This is a genomic window from Catenuloplanes indicus (assembly GCF_030813715.1).
In the GTDB taxonomy this organism is placed as follows: domain Bacteria; phylum Actinomycetota; class Actinomycetes; order Mycobacteriales; family Micromonosporaceae; genus Catenuloplanes; species Catenuloplanes indicus.
On sequence record NZ_JAUSUZ010000001.1, the window covers coordinates 3,879,034 to 3,897,554 of the forward strand.

Sequence of the window (18,521 nt, forward strand, 5' to 3'; positions counted from 1 at the left end):
TCCATGCGATCACCGATGCTCTTCCGCGACCGCCCGGCCACGAACGAGTCCCTCCGCCAGGTGGTCACGGCAGCCGGGCGCGCCCCCACGGCCGACGACTCGCAGCCGTGGCGCTGGCGGGTGAGCAACGGCCTGCTCGACCTGTTCGCGGATTACCAGCCGACACCGGCGGCGACCGATCCGGTACGCCGGCGTGCCGTGATCAGTTGCGGGGCGGCGCTGCACCACGCCCGGCTGACGCTGGCCGCGCAGGGCTGGCGCGTGACGGTGACCCGGCGGCCGGACGACGTCGACCCGTCGCACCTGGCCCGCCTGCACATCGACGGGTCCGCACCGGTGAGCCCGGACACCGCCCGTCTGGCCCGCGCCATCGGGCAGCGCGCGCCGGACGCGCCGTCGGCATCCGGCGTGCCGCTCGACCCCGCGCACCTGCGGGCCGTCGTCACCGCGTTCGAGGCACAGCGGGTCAGCGCCGCGATACTCGCCTCGGACCGGATCGGCTCCGGCGAGCCGGACGGGACCTTCGCGGTGCTGCACGGCCCGCACGACCGTGATCTCGACTGGCTGCACGCCGGCGAGGCACTGTCCGCGGGTTCGCTGGTCGCCGCCGGGCTCGGCGTGTCGGTCCGGCCGCTCGGGCACGACCAGCAGGAGGCGCTACGGCCCACGGTCCCCGGCCGCCCGTACCTGGCGATCCGGTTGAGTGCTCGCCCGACCGGGACGGTGACGGCGCTTGACCGCGGCTGACGGACCGCCCGGGCCGCGCGGCCCGAACAGGCGTAGCATGGAGCTGCCCGGAGCCGGCGCCGTCCACCATGAGACGTCGCCGACCGGCGAGCCCCGTGAGGGGGCGACCTACATGTCTTCCAGCACCGAGACCGGTCCGGCCGCCGACATCACCGCGCTTCCGCGGCACCGGGCGGCACCGGGCGACCGTACCGGCGCGATCTGGCTCGGCAGTTGGGTCGCCGCGTTGCTCCTCTTGGTGCTGATCATCTTCATGTGGCAGAACACCGTCCCGGTCGAGGTCAGCTTCCTGGCCTGGCAGGCAACGGTTCCGCTGGCACTGGTGCTGCTCACCGCCGCCGTGGGCACCGCGATCCTGACTCTGGCGGTCGGCACCGCCCGCATCGCCCGACTACGCCGGCTCCACCGGAGTCGCTGACTTCTCCACCCCAATACACCGTCCGTCGCCGTGCGAACCGAGCCGGCGGCGGGCGGGAGGGACCTCTCATGACGAATCCGACCGCACCACGACTGCACACAGAGGACACCGGCGCGTCCCGGACGCTGCTGGACGGCGGCTGGTGGCCGCGCAGCACCGACCCGGCCGCCGAGATCCCCGGTCTCGTACTCGCCATCGATCGCCTGCACGGTCGCGTGCTCCGGCTGGTGCTCGCCGCCGACGGCTGGGACGACCACCCACGCCGGCTCCAAGTCGCACCGGGCCGGACGGTCCGGCTCGGCTACTTCGCCAGCCAACCGGTCAGCCTGCTCACCGCGCTCTGCGAGAACGGTGGCCGGGTAGACCTGCTGGTGGTGCCGCCCGGCGAGGAGCAGAGCCACGCGGACGCGGCGCTGCTGCTCGCCACCGAGATCGGCAATCCGATGCATGCGCCGCAGATCCTGCCGTCGGTCAAGGCGCGGGCGGTACCCGCCCGGTGATCGGCCGTACCTCGTTCCCGCCGCACCTGGGCCGCATCGGCCGCCGCCGGCCCCGGACGCACCCCGATCCGGTGCACACCCGGAGGCCAGGACCCCTGTCCGCGGTCATCGTGAATCCGGCCAAGGTGGCCGATCTCGCGACGCTCCGCCGCACGATCACCGGCACGCTCGCCGCCGCGGGCTGGCCGGCCCCGCTCTGGCTGGAGACGACCGTCGACGACCCCGGGGCCGGACAGGCCACCGCCGCGGTACGGGACGGCGCCGAGATCGTTCTCGTCTGCGGCGGTGACGGCACCGTCATGGCCTGCGTCACCGCGCTCGCCGGGACCGGCGTCGCCATGGCCGTGCTGCCGGCCGGCACCGGCAACCTGCTCGCCGCCAACCTCGGACTCACCGGCGACCTCGCCACCGCCCTCAAGGTCGTACTCCAGGGCGGCCGCCGCCACATCGACGTCGGCACCGCCGGCGACCGGAGCTTCGCCGTCATGGCCGGGATGGGCTTCGACGCCCACATGCTCGACGCGACCAACGCCACCGCGAAGAAGCACATCGGCTGGCTCGCCTACATCGGCGGCGCGCTCCGGCACCTACGCGGCCGTCAGATGCGACTGGAGATCACCCTGGACGACCGGCCACCGTTCCACCGCCGCGCGCGGTCGGTGATCGTCGGCAACGTCGGCCGGCTCCAGGGCGGGATGCGACTGCTGCACGACGCCCGGCCCGACGACGGCCTGCTCGACATCGCGATCCTCAGCCCGAGCACGCTGTGGCACTGGGCCGCGCTCGGCTGGGGCCTGCTCCTGCGCCGGCGGTCCGTACCCCGCATGGAGATCCTGACCGCCGCCCGGATAGACATCCGCGCCAGCCGTACGCAGCCACGCCAGCTCGACGGCGACCTCATCGCACCGGGCCGGCGACTGCTGATCACCGTACGCCCGGACGCCCTTCTGCTCTGTGTGCCGCAGCCCGCGAGCGCCCCGGACCTCGCCCGGGGCATCGGCACGGCCGCCGCCGGGGCCGAAGGGCTCCGCGAACCGGTGCACTCCTGAGGCGCGTGCGTCGCAGCCCGTTTGCCGGACCGGAAGCGTGGTAACCGGGCAGCGCACGGTCAGCCCGCACCTGTGGAAAGGCACCGATATGAACCTCGACTTCCTCCGGCCGCTGCTGGACCATACCGGAGCATGGGTTTCTGTCTATCTGGACGCCACCCGGGCCGGTGCGAACGCCGACCATGAGGTGGGTCTGCGCTGGCGTGCCCTGCGGGAACGGCTGGCGGAGCAGGGTGCCGACGACGCCACGCTGGACGCGGTGCGGACCGCGATCGAGAACCACCCCGTCGAGACCGGACGGTACGGACTTGCCGTCTTCGCGTGCGACGGCGAGGTGGTCATGGTCGAGACGCTGCCCGCTCCCCCGCCCGCCGACGAGGCCTGCCTGGCACCGCTGCCGCACGTCATGCCGCTGATCAGACAGCAGCACGCGCAGATCCCGTACGTCCGGGTCCTCACCGACCGGACCGGCGCCGACCTGGACGCGTTCTCCTCCGGCGGCGTCCCCCGGCACCGCGAGGTGACCGGCAGCGCCACGTTCCCGTTGCGGAAGGTCCAGGTCGGTGGCTGGTCGCACCGGCACTACCAGCAGGCCGTCGAGGAGTCCTGGAAGCGCAACGCCGGCGATGTGGCCGCCGCCGCAGCCGACCTGGCGGACAGCGTCGGCGCAGAGGTGATCGTGGTGGGCGGCGACGTCCGGGCCGTGCAGACCTTCGCGGGACGGCTGCCGAAGCGCTGGCAGGACCGGGTGGTCGCGACCGACGCCGGGTCCCGGCACGCCGGCGCGGACGAGTCGGCCCTGGACGACGTGACCGTTCAGGCCGTCGCCGACTGCGCCGACCGGCACACCCGCGAGATCGTCGACCGCTACCGGGCGCAGGCGGCGGACGGCACCGCGGGCAGCGGCCTGACCGACGTGGTCGCCCGCCTCCAGCGCCGCCAGGTCGACACGGTCCTGCTCGCCGACGACGCGTCCTCCACCGACACCCTGTGGATCACCCCGGACGACCCGGCGCTCATCTCGGTCGACGACCACGTGCTCCGCGAGGCCGGCGTCGAGAACCCGCAGAAGGTCCGGGCGGACGCGGGCCTGGTTCGCGCCATCGCCGGCTCCGGCGCGAGCCTCGTCCTGACCGCCCCGGACGACGGCCCGCTGCCACACGGCATCGGCGCGGTCCTGCGCTACGCGGACGCCACCCCGGCGGGCTGACCGCCCGGTGCCGGCACGTCGGCGTCCGCGGAGGAACGCGGGCCGGCCGGCGCCGGGGTTTCAGGCGCCGGGGTTCCAGTCGGCCGGAAGGCCGGACTGCGCGGCCACGTCGGCGAAGCTGTAGTAGTCGTCATTGCTGGCGATCTTGGATCCGCGAATCTTCAGCACGGTGACCGCCGGAACCTTGAACGCCTTCGGCGCACCCTTGATGTGCCCGCTGAACGTCCACCCGAACACGATCTCGTCGCCGTGCCGCTCCGCCCAGCGCAGATCGCCGTGCACGCCGTCGATACCGCCGTAGGTGTTCGCCACCCACTGCTCGACGCCCGCCGGCCCGACGAAGACCGGCCCGAACGCATGGTCGGTGTAGCGGCCGTCCTTGGTGAACAGCGCGCCGAGCCGCTTACCGTCACCCGCGTTCCACGCCGCCAGCCAGTCCTTGACGATCCGCGGCGCGTGCCGGCCACGCTCCTGGTCGTGTGCGGCGTGCGCGACCGGCGCCGCCGACGCGGTGGACACGGCCGCCGCCGGCACGACGACACCCAACGTGACGACCGTGGCGACACCGGCGACGATGCGCTTGATGTTCATGGCGAGATCCCCCCTAAGACAACGACTGTAAGTTAACGCTTGTTGCCTTAGAAGCTTGGCGGCCGGCCCGGGACACCACGTCGGCAATCACTGCCTATATCACCCGGGCCGATGCCGGCTACGTAGTCGGCATCGGCCCGGAACCCTGCTGAGCGGCGGCGGGCGATCAGCCATTGAGCAGCTGCCGCGACATCACGATCCGCTGGACCTGGGTCGCGACTGCCGGCAGATCCGCGAGGCGCGCGGCAACCGTGGCGTCGGCCAGCCTCTCCGAGACGATCAACCACTATCGGATCCGTCTTCCAGGCCACGCTCGCCGACTTCGAGCGCCTCGAGGCCGAGACCGCCGCGGAAGACGCACCGTGGGGCGGCGACGATCTGGGCATGCTTATCGGCGAGATCTACCAGGGGGCGTACGCGATGGCGTTCAACTGCCTGTACTCGAACCTGGACACGATGGGCGACTACAGCTATCAGCTCTCGGTCGCGTACGACGCGTACGACGCGGTCGAGGAAGAGATCGCGCGGCGGCTGGCCCGGATCGGGTCGGCGCTGGGCTAGCCCGGCGGCACAACTGCGCACGGGGGAGGCACGGAGTGGGTCTGCAGTTGCCGGATGAACTGATCGAGGCACTCGGCATGCTGGGTTTCACTGGAGCTCGACGGCCGCCTGGACGGCAGCGGCACCTGGCGCGATCTGGGCTGGCTGGAGGACGAGTACGGCGAGTACGAGTCGTACGAGCGCTGGGAGTGACAGAGGATCCCACCGGCCGATGGAACCGGGATGTCTCGGCGATCGCGGATTCCCGGTCCCGGCACCTCCCACAGCCGCATGTCTTCGCGCCCCGGCGGGCCGGACGTCGGTCCGGCACCACCGGGGTTCACATTCGGCTTTCAGCCCTTCAGCAGCTGCCTCGACATCACGATCCGCTGGACCTGGTTCGTGCCCTCGTAGATTTGGGTGAACAACGCACACATACCCTCTGAGCTGCTGAAACTCGTCGCTTGATCGGCTTGCCCAGCATTTCCCCAGCATTCCTGCCGCCATGCGGCATGATCGGCAATCGGGGGATGCGGCGGCCCCCGCCAGACACCTCTAGATTCGGCGCCGTGCTCAGCATCAGCCTAATCCATTTCGATGCAACACAGCTCCAGCCGGTCGACCCCGAGCCTGCCTCGCGGCTCACCAACGCTCCCAGACACGGCCACAACCTACAGCCGCCGTACGCTTCCGCAGCAGCGGCACGCACGCCGCTCGACAACAGCACGCCCCAAATCAACCCGTCCCTGATTCAGAAATGCCTCGTGGGATACGTGCCCCAGATCAAGTTTGAATACCTGATCTTGGATACATAGAGAGAGCGGAGACTTGCTCTCGGTAGCCTTTTTCGCTCACCCTCCCTAGACTGCCGTCGTGGTTGACGCCGAAGTTGCACCGCCGACGAGTCGCGAGCAGGACGCCGTGCGAGTCTTGTTGATCATCGCCGCCGCCGGCACTCCGGTCACCCCCGCCACGGCCACGTCGGATGCCGGCCTAGCCGACGCGGTCTCGGTTCTCGAAACGCAAGTAAAGCTTCAGAAGATCGATTTCTGGGTGCGCAATCCAGACTTTTTGGCGCTAACACTGTTGAAGGACTTCGAGACGAGCCGCGAGCCGTACCTGCTGGAACTCGCTGATCAGATCTTGGCGTCCGAGGAGCCTGAGGTCCGCAGGTACCCGATGCTTCGTCATCTATTCGGCGCGTATGAACCGCTCGACCACGCCCTCGGTGTCCTGCGCCTCGCAGGGCTTGTCGTTCGCCGCAAGCGGGGGAATCCGGGACACATCCAACAGCATGACTATTACTTAACTTCGCGAGGCCGCGCAGCGGTCGACAAGATCCTCTTAGAAGCGCCCGCTTTTACCTATTTTGTCGAGCGGGTCAATCTGGTAGCAGCCCTTACTGAGGGTTACGGCGGCACACAGCTTAAAGCCCGCCAGTACCTGCATGAAGAGTATCGCGACACCGCCATCGGGGATCGGATCGGCAGTGTCGCGGCGCGGGCCAGGTCGCGTCTGACTGAGCTGAAGGCCGAAGCGGCCGGAATGGGGTCTTCCCGATGACAAGCGGTGACGCTAGCCAGGACTTGCCGGACCGCATCGCGGCGGCCGCGGGGGTCGCCCGGAAGCGCGTTCTGGAGGTCTTTCAAGAGTTCGGATTTCCCCTGGCAACTTCAGCAGCGCTGCCCCGTCGGCTATCGGTACACCGTCTGCGCATTTCGGGTGAACGGACCGTCGAGCCGCAGGGTCCTTTCGACACGACCCTTACCTTCAACGATGGCCTGACCGCCCTCGTTGCCCATAACCTCAAAGGCAAGACCAGCGTGCTGGAGTTGATCACCTGGTGCCTTCGTGGCACGCATCGCGATGATCTTCAAGGGGTAGTCAAGTCGTGGATCTCCGAGCTCGACTGCGACGCGCTGGTGGCAGGACGAGCGCTAGGGTTCCGGCTCACCATGGACCATGGGGAGATCTATGGCGCTCGCATCTTGTCTGCACCAGCGCTGGACGCGCTGAAGGGTGTTCGGGCTGCCAAGCCGGCCGAGGGTGTCACCGAGGTAGTCGCGGTGCACGATGCGGCTGCATACGGCGACGCGGTAGCTGGGCTGATGCTAGACCTGTTGAACCTCGGACGTCTCGAGAATGCCTCTGCGCAGGCGGCGAGCGGTAAGGCCACGCATGGATGGCCGACGTATTTCGGCGCCCTTTACCTGCCAGCCGGCGGTGACCGAGCCCTGCTCGGCGATGTCGTGATGGGTGGACTCGCTGGCCGACTTCTACAGGTCTTTCTCGACCTGCCAAGCGCCGCCTTGCTGACACGGGTCAAGGCGACTCGTGACGCGCGGGCGGCCAGCACGAAGATGCAGTCGGCCGACTCCGCGCGACTGTGGGCTCAGCAGGCGCATCTGTTCGAGCAGGCGACGAGGCAGTTGGAAGAAGCGCAGACGCGGCTTCGGCAACTGACCGACGACAGAGAACCAGTTGAATCAGTCACGGCTCTGGCCGGGGCTGTCACTCGTCTCGGCTCGGACCTGCTGACGGTTGAGCAGAATCTCAGATCGGCTTCCGAACTTCACGTCACGGTCCGTCAGCAGCGCCAGGCCGATGAGAAGACTGTGAATGACGTCCGGGAGAGCGCCTTCGCGCGCGCCTTCTTTCACTCGCTCGATCTCGTCGCTTGTCCTCGATGCGAGTCGCCGGTAACGAAGGCCCGACAGACCGCGGAACGGGAGACACACGCCTGTGCCGTGTGTACCAGTTCGGTAGCTGTTGACGAGAGCGGAAGTGATCGGGAGCAGGTTGAACGGGAGGCACAGGCCAGGCTAGCCGCAAGTCAGCGAGCCGAGCGGGAGGCTCATGTGCAGTTAGGCATCGCGGCTAGGCAGGCGGATGCCGTGCGTGCAGCGCTCACGGATGCCGAACAGCGCCTCCGGCTCGCAGAACAAGCCGCGGAGGCGGGAGAGCGCGCGGAGCTGACCGGCACTATCGCGCGCCTTGAGGGCGTGCTGAGTGTCGTCCAGCCTCCACCCCGAGTACCGACATCTCTTGATGACGTTGATCGCGTGCTTGATGCCGCGGTCTCACTGCTGGAGGCCGACGGGACCCGGGCTAGCGAGAGCCTGTTCGCCGCCTTGAACAAGGCGATCGTCGAAACGGCGCACCGGTTCGGCATGAGGGACCTTTATGAGGTGAAGATCGACAGGGCGGCTCGCCTGCAAGTTTTCAAGGTTGGCGGCCCCCGGGAGTGGTTTGGCAAGCAGGCGAGCGGTGAACGCCTTCGCCTGCGCATCGCCGTGGTCGTTGCGCTCATCAGGGTAGGTACTGAGTATGGTCTCGCGACCCATCCCGGTCTCCTTCTGATCGACAGTCCGAAGGCGGAGGAGGTACAGGAGACCGACGCGACGGCACTGTTTGCTGAGCTGGAGCAGCTTGCGTCAGAGATTCCTGGCCTTCAGGTCGTCCTCACCACGATCGACGAGGCTCTGGCAGAGAAGGTGTTGACTAGTTCCAACATCATTGCGCCGGGGGCGCCCGGAGGGCCATTGTGGTAAGTAACCAGCCGACATGAACGTCACGGAGCAGACGGAAGTCGACCCGGAGGTCAGCACCAGCAGGGGGTAGCGGTGGTTGCGCTTGACGAACTTCTGGCGCAGACAGCCGCAGACGGGGCGGCTCCGTCGCTTGCCGACCTAGTGCGCGAGCTGCCCGTCGATGAACTCTCGACGACCATTCGAGACAGCGCGGCAGGGCCGCTCGGGCACCTCCTCTGCCGCGCAGCGATTCGCACCCTTGACGGTGATCAGGGAGCAGACAGGGCGGCTATCGATGCAATCCTGCGCGGGATCACCCGCCAACGCAGCCTACTTACACTGAGTGACACCATCGACGTCTTGTTGGACAGCGGGTCGTTTGTAGGCCGATTCGGCAAAGGACTCCACGACGCGCTGATGCAAGGGCACGCTGGGGCCATCGATCGACAACCGCTTCTTGCCGCCGGCCATCTTGAAGGCGCACTTCGCCTGGCCATCGTCGGCGCCGTGCGCCCCTTCCGAGTGCTCGATGCTTTAGATCTCAGCGATGTCACGCAGCTTGATCCGGAATACGCCGAACGACTGCCCCGGTTGATCGGTGCTGCGCTGGACCGATGGGGGGACGATGACAGCGTAGCGACTCCGCTGCGTCATGATCTCGATAATTTGCGCGACGTTCCGGACGCCGCAGCAGACGCGACGTTCGAGTACGGGCTTGATCTGTTGCGACGCGCCGCCAATGAGCAGGCCACGACGGCTCTCGCCCTTCTCATAGAGGCGCGGGGCCAAATGGCCGCAGCAATCGCAGCCGAGGAAGATCGCGATGACGCCGCATTGTATGCCGCGGGACTCGACGCGATTATGGCGTTCACACGCGCAGATAGAGAGATGCTCGCCACCTCCCGCGATACGCTGTCGGATTTACTAAACAAGCGAGAAGCATGGCTCCGAGGACTGCATATTCCCGCCTGGCGCCGACCCCGTCAACAAGCCGAGCGCGCATGGACTCGCCTCCTTCTCATCCTTGACCACGCCGCCGAGCAGCTCGCGGCTCCGGTCTGGCTCAATGTCTGGGAAGCCCTCGCCGCGATCCTCGAAGCATACGAACTCGACCGCGAGGTTATCCCCGTTCCAGGGGCCGGGCAGGCAGCAGGGCTCGAAGTGATGGTTAGGCCACGGATTGAAAAGACGATCGCCCAGCAAGGACAGCTGCTGGCGAACTTACGGCATGCGACCGAAGCAGCAAAGGGATCCGACCATCCGGCAATCAACCCTGCCCAGCTACAAACCCTACTCGATCGGATCGACAGCCTCACCGAACGTCCAGCGGATCAACGGCATACCCGCGAACCCGAATCCTCCTCGGAGGGAGATTCACCAGCGCTCGCCCGGCTGATTGAGAGAGCCCCCTCCGCACTCGCGCGCCTTGGGGCTGAAAAGGCATTACGGCTCGTACAGGGCGTTGCAAGTGACGACATCCTCGACCTGGTCGAAGGAATCGCCTATCGAGATGCATTTGAAGCGGCACCCGGACCACTAGTTAACGTTATCTATCAAACTCTTCAAAAAGATCTGGAGACTTGCATTGATTACACAGGTCGGACCAGACAATACTTCGACCAGCTAAACTGGGAGCTGGCAACATTCTTGGCAGTTCGGCACGACCAGCAGCTGGTTGGTGAATTCGCCTACCTAAAGCCCTTCAAGACCGGAAAGGCTCCCGGCGAGAAAGCCCTCCAGCAGGACTACTTCGATTGGCTTCAGCGTGGCAAGCTCGTCGGTCGCGTTCAACTTGAGGTTTCAAATGTTGCAACAGGACGCGTCGATATTCAAGTCGGCTTTGGTACTACCCGATTCTACATCGAGGTCAAGCGAGAGCTGGATGACGCCACGAATTCAAACCTTGAGAAGTCATACCTAATTCAGGCCGCCGACTACGTCGGAACAAATGCAGCTTTAGGCCAAATGGTTGTTCTTGACCTAACAAATCACAGCGACGGAGTCCGACACCTACGTGAGACTGCATGGGTCACGTCTCATCGCCCAACCGGCAGCAGCGTCGACCGCTACGTCGTCGTTGGCGTAGTAGTCGGAAACCGAGATACACCGCGGTCCTATTCTAATTAGACTCAAGGACTTAGACAGGGGCTACGACCGCACTCCTGAGGGCCAGACGACTCTCGAATTCGACAAGATACGTCGCCCCACCTCACTGCGGCGAGGGCCACGTTCCCTCCACCACCGGCCGCCGTCAAGCCTCCGCCATCCACGGCGCGTAGTGACTACCCATGCGCAGCAGATGGCCTTCCCACTTAATGCGGCGGGGCTATGACTGCGGCCTCCGGCGGAGGAGGATGGCCCTAACGCCGCAGGGGCGGGCCGCATCAGAATTCCGCTCAACCTCGTTCGGCCTACAGCCGGATCGGTCCGCCGTGGATGTCGAGCGGTGCGAGCACGCTGTCGTACCACGAGTCGAGTTCGGCGCGATGAGCGCCGTGGCGTAGTGAACGGTAGGCGGTCCAGGCGACGAGGTCTGCGGCTTGGACCCATTGGCTGGTGCTGGCGTGACGGAAGAACGGGTCTTCGATCAGCCGGCTCGTCGTGATGTTCCGCTGCTGGTGGCTGGTGGCGTAGCCGGCGTTACTCCCATCGCCGTCCATGATCACGCTGCCATAGGTGGCGCTGGCGAGCAGTCGGGCGTCGAGCGCGTCGAGGAGACGCTGGTAGAGGTCTTGCTTGGCGAACTCGAAGGCGCGGCCGCGAGCCGTGGTCCTGCGGTAGACGCTGCCGACGGCGACTCCCGGCAGGGCCGCGATCGTCTCGATGCCGTGGCGGAGAATCTGCCGTCCGTGGTCGGCGGATTTTCCGGCGGTGCCGCGTGTGCGGTAGCCGCGGCCGGCGGCGAGGTCGGTGGCGTGGAGCCGGTCTGCGGCGGGGATGCCGTAGCGCTCGTGCAGCGCGGTTCGGTAGTGGTTCCACCGGTCGGCGGCGTCCGTCCATGTGGAGGGGCTGATCTCGATCCAGCTGAAGGTGGTGCAGCCAGTGGCTTCGCTGCCGGAGTCGTCGATATAGAAGAGGGTGAAGTTGCAGGACGGCCGGGTCGCGATGTTCGGCCGGGCCGGGGCGGAGGTCTTTCGCTGCCGGGCCTGGCTCATTTCGCCGCACACTCCGTTTCGAGCCAGGCGTCGATGTCCGCCTTCCGGTACCTGCGGTACTTGCCGACTTTGTACGACTTCGGGCCTTTGCCCTTGTGATTGATGAAATACAAGGTCTGCTCGCTGAGCCCGAGGTAGGCGGCTGCCTCCTCGTGCGACCACAGCCCTCTCGCTCCGTCCGCCATATGCCCTCACTCACCAAATCAGCAAGTAGATCTAACCGATCTACCTTTTCGGAAAGTGAGGTTGCTCCGCGTCTTGCCAGTTGTCAAGGAGGCGAGTAAAACTTACGAACATGGCAAGTGATCGTGCTGAGGTGCAGGTGGAGACGCCGGGTGAGATTGCCCGTCGGCGGATCCGTGAGGTGCGCAAGGCACGCAAGCTCAGCCCGACAGCGGCGGCGGAGCGCTACGGCGATGCGGCGATGACCGCGACGGTGCTGATGAACATCGAGGCCGGGCGCCGCCAGTCGGTCACGGTCGACGAGCTGGTCCGGCTCGCGTACGTACTGGACGTGCCGGTGGAGGCACTGCTGGTCGGACCGGGTGCGACAGTGGAGGTCGCGCCGGGGGTCTTGGTGGACTCCGTCCGGTTCCTGCGCTGGCTGCGCGGGCAGGAGGCGCTGGACGGCGCGGACGCCGATCACTATCGCGCGGTCGCCGCCGAGGCCCTCGGTGATGCCGGCCGCGGTGTGCCGCAGGAGCTGCGGGACGAGTTCCTGGCCCGGGCGCAGGCGGCCTTCGACGGTTTCTTCGCCGATAGCGAAGAGATCCACCACAAGACCCGGCAGCAGGTCCGCGGCGTGCTCAGCGACGTCCGCGAGGCGGTCTCATCCGGCAAGACGACGGACGAACTGCTCGGGATCATCGACACCTACCTCAACCGGCTCGAGTAAGCCCCAGCCCCACCACCACAAGACTCGGCTGACCGGCCCGTAAGACCCACGCGGTACACGGGCGGCTCAACCATGCCCTGATCACGCCGTTCACGCGGCGCCATACGACCCCATACCGGCATAGATCAACCCTGCGGCGCGGCCGCAGGGCCATCCCTACACGCCCTGAGCCCGATGCCGCGCCGGCAGCCGGGCGGATCCCGCACGCCCTCGCACAGAAACCGGCGCCGTTTCGGCGGCCGCCGGGAGCACATCGCACAGCAAAGGAACACCAGATGGCTCGCGCATGGATCAATCCCCGCTCTGACGGCCCCGGCTACACGGTGTACTGGTACGACGCGAACCAGAAGCAGCGCCAGCGGTCCTTCAAGAAGAAGGTCGACGCCGAGAAGTTCCGGGCCAAGACCGAACGCGACCTCGACACCGGCGTCTACATCGAGGCCGAACACGCCGGGGAGACCATCACCCGGCTCTTCGCCCGGTGGGCGACCACCCGCGGACTGGAGAACTCCAGCGTCCGGCAGTACCGCAGCATGCTCAACCAGGCCATCGCCCCGTACTTCAAGGCGAAAACGATCGGCGCGCTCAGGCAAACCGATGTGCAGGCCTGGGTGCTATGGATGAAGGACACCAAGCGGTACGCGCCCCAGACGATCCAAACGCGATTCGGGTACCTGTCCTCGGCGTTGCAGTGGGCCGTCGTCAACCAGGAACTCGGCCGGAATCCGGCCAAGGGCGTCAAGCTGCCCGGCCGGCGGGCGAACGTGCGACGCATCGCCAAACGCAAAATCATCGTACCGTCTCTGGCAGAGATCGACGCGCTCGCCGCCGCGTTCGACCCGCGGTACGCGGCGATGGTGTGGCTCATGGCCGGATGCGGGATGCGCATCGGCGAGGTCATGGGCCTATGCCGCGATCAGATCGACTTCCGCAAGCAGATCCTGCACGTCGACCGACAGATCACCGAGGACGGCGAAACCGACAGCGGCAAGAACGCCGGCCTCCGGCTGAAGCGCTACACCAAACACCGCGACGAGGACACACCAGGCCGAGACGTTCCACTGCCGGCCATCGTCGCGAGAATCCTGCGCGCGCACCTGCGCGAGTACGGCACCTACGGCCCCGATCAGCTGCTGTTTCCCAACAGCACACGGACTGGCCTGATCTACCAGTACTTCTTCCGCAACCAGCTGTGGCTGCCAGCCCTGAAGAGCGCACGGGTCTCATTCATCAAAACCCACGCGCTGCGGCACTTCTTCGCCTCTTCCCTGCTCAGCCGAGGCGTGCCGATCACCGATGTCAGCGTCTGGCTCGGCCACTCCAACGTCGAGATCACCTACGCGTACTACGGCCACCTGATGCCCGACGCCCCCGAACGCGGCCGATCCGCCATCGACCTCGCCATGCAGCCGCCGACCGATCCTGAGAACGGCGGACTTCCCTCTGAAGCGTCGGAGCGCGTCGCAGATCTCCCTCTCGACGAGGGCACTGATCCACAAGATCCACTCGCCGCATAGACGCATTTCCGCTGGTGGTCTCCCTCTGGACGCCACCAGTTGGTCTCACCGGACGGCCCTGTCACGTTCACCCACGCGATCGGATTCAGCGTCTTTCCGGCTTGCGTACGCGGGTGAGTGGACGAGGCACGATCCTGTCCGGTCACGCCCGGTGTCAAGCCGACCGGGACGCCCGCCCGTACGGCGCCGGCCGCGTCAGACTCACCCCGCCCGCCGAATCCACTTCGCGACCGTTGCCGCCCGCGCGGGCCGCGCCCGGCTTGACCCCTGGTCGGTGCCGGCCAGGCCGATGCGTGCCGTCCACTCCCCCGCCAGCGCCTCCAGCGCCTCGGCGCGGGTCCTGCCTTACGGCTCGGAGGTACGCACGTGCAAGCCGAAGAAGACATACGCGACGTGGCCGCGGCGCTATCACGGTACGTCGGCGGTCCGCTTCCCGCCGATCTGACCGGCACCGCAGAGGCACATGGCCTGACGATCGGTGGCTGGGTCTATCCGTCGGTGCCCGAGGTCAGCCCGCAGAGTCCGCCGGACCTGCGGGAGCTGGGCCAGCAGTTGCGTCGCGCTGCGGATCGGGCCGGGATCGTGATGTTGATGCGCGGTGATCCGGGCTGGCCGTCCGGCACCGGCGCGGATGAGCTGCCGTGTCTGTGGGTGCGTGGTGATCGTGATGTGGCCGGGCTGTTACGGCGCGCGGTGACGGTCGCCGGTGTCCGGGAGTGCACCGAGTACGGGCAGCATGTAGCGACCGATCTGGCCTTCGATCTCGCGGCCTCGCAGGTCACGGTGGTCTGCGGTGCTGCTCCTGCCGCCGGTGTCGACTACTACGCGTGGCGGGCTGCGCTCGCGCATGCCCCGCAGCAGCCGGTGGCCGTTGCCGCCTCCGGTCTCGATGCGGAGTCCTTCCATGGCCCGCGGGAACTCGTCGAGCGCACGGCACGTCGTGGCGCGGTCGTCAGCGCGTTCCCGCCCGGCTTGCCGGCGACGTGGTCCCGCTGGAGCGTGCGGGATCGTCTTCTGGGCACGTTCACCGCGGCAACGGTGATCGTCGAGGCCGCCGCCGATAGTCGGACGCTGGATGTCGCGACCGCAGCATCGGTGTCGGGTCGGCTGGTCGGTGCGGTGCCGGGCCCGGTGTCCTCGAAGGTGTCCGCCGGCTGCCACCGGCTGCTGGCCTCCGGCGCCATGACGGTCACCGGCGCACAGGACATCCTCCGCGCGCTCGCCGGCCCCGGCACGGCGGTTGAGGCGACGCGGGTATTTCGCGTGTACGGCACTGCCTCCTGGGATGACGGCCACTGGCGTACCCGGCGGGTGCCGGACTTCGCGGTCGAGGCGACCTCGCACCACGAAGCCGCGGACCTCGCCTACGAGGTAGTCTTCGCGGCCCACCCCGGCGCGGCAGGCGCCACGCTCGATGCCGGCATCGTCGACCCGGGCGGTACCTACGAGGCCGTGCAGGTGGCCTCCAGTGACTGAAACCGCCCGAGACGACGTGACGCGGTCACCGGTCGATGGTGTGCCGCCGGTCCTGGTGCAGGATCCGCGTGCGGCACGGGTGCTCGCCGGGGTAGAGCAGACGAGGGCGGTCACGCAGGCGCGGATCGCCGTCGCGGACGCGGACGCGGACCGGCGACTGCGGACCGCCGCGCGCCGTGCGCAGCTGGCCGCCGAACAGCGGGCGACCCGCCGGCAGGAAGCCGCCGCGGCCACGGCTGCCCGCCGGCAGCGGCGGGCCGAAGCCGCAGCGGCGCGGCGTGTGCGGCGCGCCGTGCTCGTCGCCCGCGGGGCGGGCCTGCTGCGGCTGGTGCGTGAACGTGGGGTGGCGGTGTACGCGGCCGTGATGTATCTGCTCGCGGTCGGCGGCGCCGTGTACGGGCAGATCAGCGCGGCGACCGGTCGGGGGTGGCCGCTTCTGGTCGGTGTCGTGATCGCCGCCGCCGTCGAAGGTCTAGCGCTGGTGATGGCGTTGACCGCGCAGCAGCTGCGGCTGCAGGGTGAGGCCGCCCGGCTGCCTCGGGTGCTGACCTGGTTGTGTGCCGGGTTCGCCTCGGCGGTCAACTACGCCGGCCACGCGGATCTTGATCGCACCGGCGCGGTCCTGCTCGCGGCGTTGTCCGCGGCGGGGATCGTGGTGTGGGAAGTCCGCTCCGGTGCCGCGCACCGCGCCGAGCTGCGCCGCCGCGGCCTGCTGCCCGACCCGCCCGCGTCGTTCGGGTGGCGCCGGTGGTGGCGATACTTCCCCTCCACCGCGGCAGCCTGGTCGCTGGACATCCGCAGTCGCGTCAGCCCGCGATCCGCCGCCCTCCTGGCCCAGGTCGCCGCCGAGGACCAAGCCCGGCACATCCGACGTGAGGCCGGACAGGTCCGGCGCCTGGCGCGTCGCGCGGTCCGGCGCGCGCTGCGGCGTGGCGAGTCCGGTGCGGTCCTGGCCGCGCTGGCCTCGCTGGCCGCCCACGGCACCGTCGCGGCGCTCCCGGCCCTGGCCGCCAGTGCGGCGTCACGGATCTCACCGCCCGGTCGATCCGGTTTCCGGCCGACGACGACGGCGGCGCAGACACGTCCGCCTCGACCCGGCGCGGTCCGCAGTGGCGGCCCGTCACGGCAGTCGCAGGCGCAGCGCCACCGGGCAGCTCGTCTCCGGCGGGTTCGCGGGCAGCAGGTCCGAACCGGGCACACGGAGACGGCGCCGACCCCTCGCGTACGTGAGCGAGGCGGATCGCGGTCCGGTCCGCGCATTCCGCAGGCACCCGGATCCGCACCAGCCACGTCCAGCAACGGCACAGGACGCGAGCCGCAAGTGCGAAGCACAGACACGCAAAGTGCGGGGCAGAGCCGGTCGCAGACGACTCCCGCGGCGAGGTCCGAGCCCGACAAGGCGGGCGTCCCGCGAGCGCGTCCTGACGTGTCTGACCTGTTGCCGGTGGGGCGGCAGATCCGGTCCCGGTTCGCCGCTCAAGGACTCGCTCTGTCTCGAACCGCACTCATCGCGCAGCTGCGCGCGGCGGGTGTGCCGGTCTCCACCGACCGCGCCTCCGCGCTCCTTGCCGTCCTGACCACAGAATCGACGCCAACCCACGAAACAGACCCACCGTCACGATGACCCCGCACCGTCCACCGCTGGATCACCGCCGCACGGACCGCTCTCAGCGCTGTGGGTCAGGTGGGTGGTGAGTCGATGAGGCTGACGGTGACGTCGAAGCCGGCTCTTTCCTCGATCCGGACCAGGTGGGACAGCCGGGCGAGGAAGGCACGGAAGCTGGCGCAGCCGTAGTTGGCCTCGTCGAACGACGGGTCGAGGGCGAGCATCCTGTTCTTCACCGCGCTGGCGGTAGGCGCTTCAACACGGCTCTGGCTGATCGCCTGGATGACGAGCCGTTCGGCGTCGGCGAGGTCGAACACGGCGGTGACCGCCGGCCGGGTGGCGGGGTCGACATCGGCGACGATCGTGCCCCAGAACTTGTACTCGGAGCAGACCGCGACCAGCCGCTGGCTGGCGCTGGCCTCGGTGCCGACCCCGACGACGTGTTTACCGAACTCCCGCAGCCGGTGGACCAGCGGTGAGTAGTCGCTGTCGCCGGTGACGAGGATGAACACCTCGATATCCGGGTGAGTGATGAGGACTTCCATGGCGTCGACGGCCATACGAATGTCGGCGGCGTTCTTCCCGCGCGCGGTGCGGGTGATCTGGATCAGGTCGACGCCGTTGTCGACCAGGGCCGGCTGGTAGCGACCGAAGATAGGGCTGGCCCAGTCGGCGTAGGCACGGCGGATGGAGGCATTGCCGTAGAACCCACGGCACAGCTGAGTCAGCGCCGCGGCGGGAATCGGCTCGCTCTGACCCGGCAGCCCGGCTCCGGCCCCGTGGACCAGGTTCTCGAAGTCCACATAGACGGCCACCCGCGCGTCCGGCGAATACCGGAACATCGCATCCGGACCGTGACCTCGCCATGACTCCCCCCGGTCACCGCCCACATCCGCACCTCCTGACGTACAAGACCAACCAGGGACCGCCAGCAACGCCCGGCCGTCGGGCCGGGCGGCAACCCGGACCGCGAGCACCAGCACAGCCCTCGCGCGTGGCTCTGCGGCCACTGCGGTGCCGTCCCCTCCCACAGCGGGCACATGACGGCTGGCGGTCATGTGCCGAGAGACGGCGAGCCCGTGGTTCCCCCACCGCGCGGGTGGAGGAACCACAGGAGGGCGTCCCCGAATCACTGGGAGGTTGTGCAGCTGAGGACGCACCGAGGGAATGCTGGCAGTCTATGCAAACATCGGTAATCGTGCAGCACTTGCGGCAGCGAAGGACATGCGGCTCAGCCTCCCGGCGGCGCCCGACGGCACCGTATGAGACGCCTGTGGTTACCGGATG

General features: G+C 68.1%; 18 protein-coding genes. 14 read left to right on the forward strand and 4 right to left on the reverse strand.

Translation table 11 applies throughout. The features are described from left to right. Positions 1-3 precede the first annotated feature (3 nt). The 5 genes from J2S42_RS17400 (at position 4) to J2S42_RS17420 (ending at position 3,924) form a co-directional block, all read left to right on the forward strand. Complete coding sequence (locus J2S42_RS17400) at positions 4-747, forward strand: nitroreductase family protein (protein ID WP_307240440.1); 744 nt, start codon at positions 4-6, stop codon at positions 745-747. 112 nt (positions 748-859) lie between these two features. After that, positions 860-1,165, forward strand: a complete 306-nt coding sequence (locus J2S42_RS17405) for a LapA family protein (protein ID WP_307240442.1) — start codon at positions 860-862, stop codon at positions 1,163-1,165. A gap of 68 nt (positions 1,166-1,233) precedes the next feature. Then, entirely contained in the window at positions 1,234-1,665 is a 432-nt protein-coding gene (locus J2S42_RS17410; RefSeq protein WP_307240443.1) for a DUF5994 family protein, read from the forward strand. Positions 1,666-1,736: 71 nt separating this feature from the next. Further along, on the forward strand, positions 1,737-2,714 hold the full coding sequence (locus J2S42_RS17415; RefSeq protein ID WP_370879400.1) for a diacylglycerol/lipid kinase family protein: 978 nt from the start codon (positions 1,737-1,739) through the stop codon (positions 2,712-2,714). An 88-nt stretch (positions 2,715-2,802) separates the two neighbouring features. After that, on the forward strand, positions 2,803-3,924 hold the full coding sequence (locus tag J2S42_RS17420; RefSeq protein WP_307240445.1) for a baeRF2 domain-containing protein: 1,122 nt from the start codon (positions 2,803-2,805) through the stop codon (positions 3,922-3,924). Positions 3,925-3,984: 60 nt separating this feature from the next. Here J2S42_RS17420 and J2S42_RS17425 read toward each other — a convergent pair whose 3' ends face one another. Continuing rightward, the gene (locus J2S42_RS17425) at positions 3,985-4,515 is read right to left on the reverse strand and encodes a nuclear transport factor 2 family protein (protein WP_307240447.1); all 531 of its coding nucleotides are present in this window, start codon (positions 4,513-4,515) and stop codon (positions 3,985-3,987) included. 384 nt (positions 4,516-4,899) lie between these two features. On the opposite strand from J2S42_RS17425, the gene J2S42_RS17430 reads away from it, so the two are divergent. From J2S42_RS17430 to J2S42_RS17450, 5 genes are all read left to right on the forward strand, one after another. Then, a complete protein-coding gene (locus tag J2S42_RS17430; RefSeq protein ID WP_307240448.1) occupies positions 4,900-5,076 on the forward strand; it encodes a hypothetical protein in 177 nt (58 codons plus the stop codon). A gap of 548 nt (positions 5,077-5,624) precedes the next feature. Then, positions 5,625-5,870, forward strand: a complete 246-nt coding sequence (locus J2S42_RS17435; RefSeq protein ID WP_307240450.1) for a hypothetical protein — start codon at positions 5,625-5,627, stop codon at positions 5,868-5,870. A gap of 58 nt (positions 5,871-5,928) precedes the next feature. Beyond that, positions 5,929-6,618 carry a hypothetical protein gene (locus tag J2S42_RS17440; RefSeq protein WP_307240452.1) on the forward strand — a complete coding sequence of 230 codons (690 nt, stop codon included), beginning with the start codon at positions 5,929-5,931 and terminating at the stop codon, positions 6,616-6,618. Beyond that, positions 6,615-8,606 carry an ATP-binding protein gene (locus tag J2S42_RS17445; protein ID WP_307240454.1) on the forward strand — a complete coding sequence of 664 codons (1,992 nt, stop codon included), beginning with the start codon at positions 6,615-6,617 and terminating at the stop codon, positions 8,604-8,606. The genes J2S42_RS17440 and J2S42_RS17445 overlap by 4 nt, the downstream gene beginning before the upstream one ends. Before the next feature lie 72 nt (positions 8,607-8,678). Beyond that, complete coding sequence (locus J2S42_RS17450) at positions 8,679-10,712, forward strand: hypothetical protein (RefSeq protein WP_307240455.1); 2,034 nt, start codon at positions 8,679-8,681, stop codon at positions 10,710-10,712. Positions 10,713-10,996: 284 nt separating this feature from the next. Here the strand turns inward: J2S42_RS17450 and J2S42_RS17455 are convergent, their stop codons facing one another. Both J2S42_RS17455 and J2S42_RS17460 read right to left on the reverse strand, forming a co-directional pair. Next, the gene (locus J2S42_RS17455) at positions 10,997-11,740 is read right to left on the reverse strand and encodes a DUF3800 domain-containing protein (protein WP_307240457.1); all 744 of its coding nucleotides are present in this window, start codon (positions 11,738-11,740) and stop codon (positions 10,997-10,999) included. After that, positions 11,737-11,925 carry a helix-turn-helix transcriptional regulator gene (locus J2S42_RS17460; protein WP_307240458.1) on the reverse strand — a complete coding sequence of 63 codons (189 nt, stop codon included), beginning with the start codon at positions 11,923-11,925 and terminating at the stop codon, positions 11,737-11,739. Before J2S42_RS17460 ends, J2S42_RS17455 begins: the two co-directional genes overlap by 4 nt. A 110-nt stretch (positions 11,926-12,035) precedes the next feature. Here J2S42_RS17460 and J2S42_RS17465 point away from each other — a divergent pair, with 110 nt between their 5' ends. From J2S42_RS17465 to J2S42_RS17480, 4 genes are all read left to right on the forward strand, one after another. Continuing rightward, positions 12,036-12,635, forward strand: coding sequence for a helix-turn-helix domain-containing protein (locus J2S42_RS17465; protein WP_307240460.1), 600 nt, complete (start codon positions 12,036-12,038; stop codon positions 12,633-12,635). Between the two features lie 275 nt (positions 12,636-12,910). Beyond that, on the forward strand, positions 12,911-14,152 hold the full coding sequence (locus J2S42_RS17470) for a tyrosine-type recombinase/integrase (protein WP_307240462.1): 1,242 nt from the start codon (positions 12,911-12,913) through the stop codon (positions 14,150-14,152). A 366-nt stretch (positions 14,153-14,518) separates the two neighbouring features. Further along, on the forward strand, positions 14,519-15,628 hold the full coding sequence (locus tag J2S42_RS17475) for a DNA-processing protein DprA (protein ID WP_307240464.1): 1,110 nt from the start codon (positions 14,519-14,521) through the stop codon (positions 15,626-15,628). After that, a complete protein-coding gene (locus J2S42_RS17480; RefSeq protein ID WP_307240466.1) occupies positions 15,621-17,252 on the forward strand; it encodes a DUF2637 domain-containing protein in 1,632 nt (543 codons plus the stop codon). The genes J2S42_RS17475 and J2S42_RS17480 overlap by 8 nt, the downstream gene beginning before the upstream one ends. A 56-nt stretch (positions 17,253-17,308) precedes the next feature. Here J2S42_RS17480 and J2S42_RS17485 read toward each other — a convergent pair whose 3' ends face one another. Beyond that, entirely contained in the window at positions 17,309-18,076 is a 768-nt protein-coding gene (locus J2S42_RS17485) for an NYN domain-containing protein (RefSeq protein WP_307240468.1), read from the reverse strand. Positions 18,077-18,521: the final 445 nt, after the last annotated feature.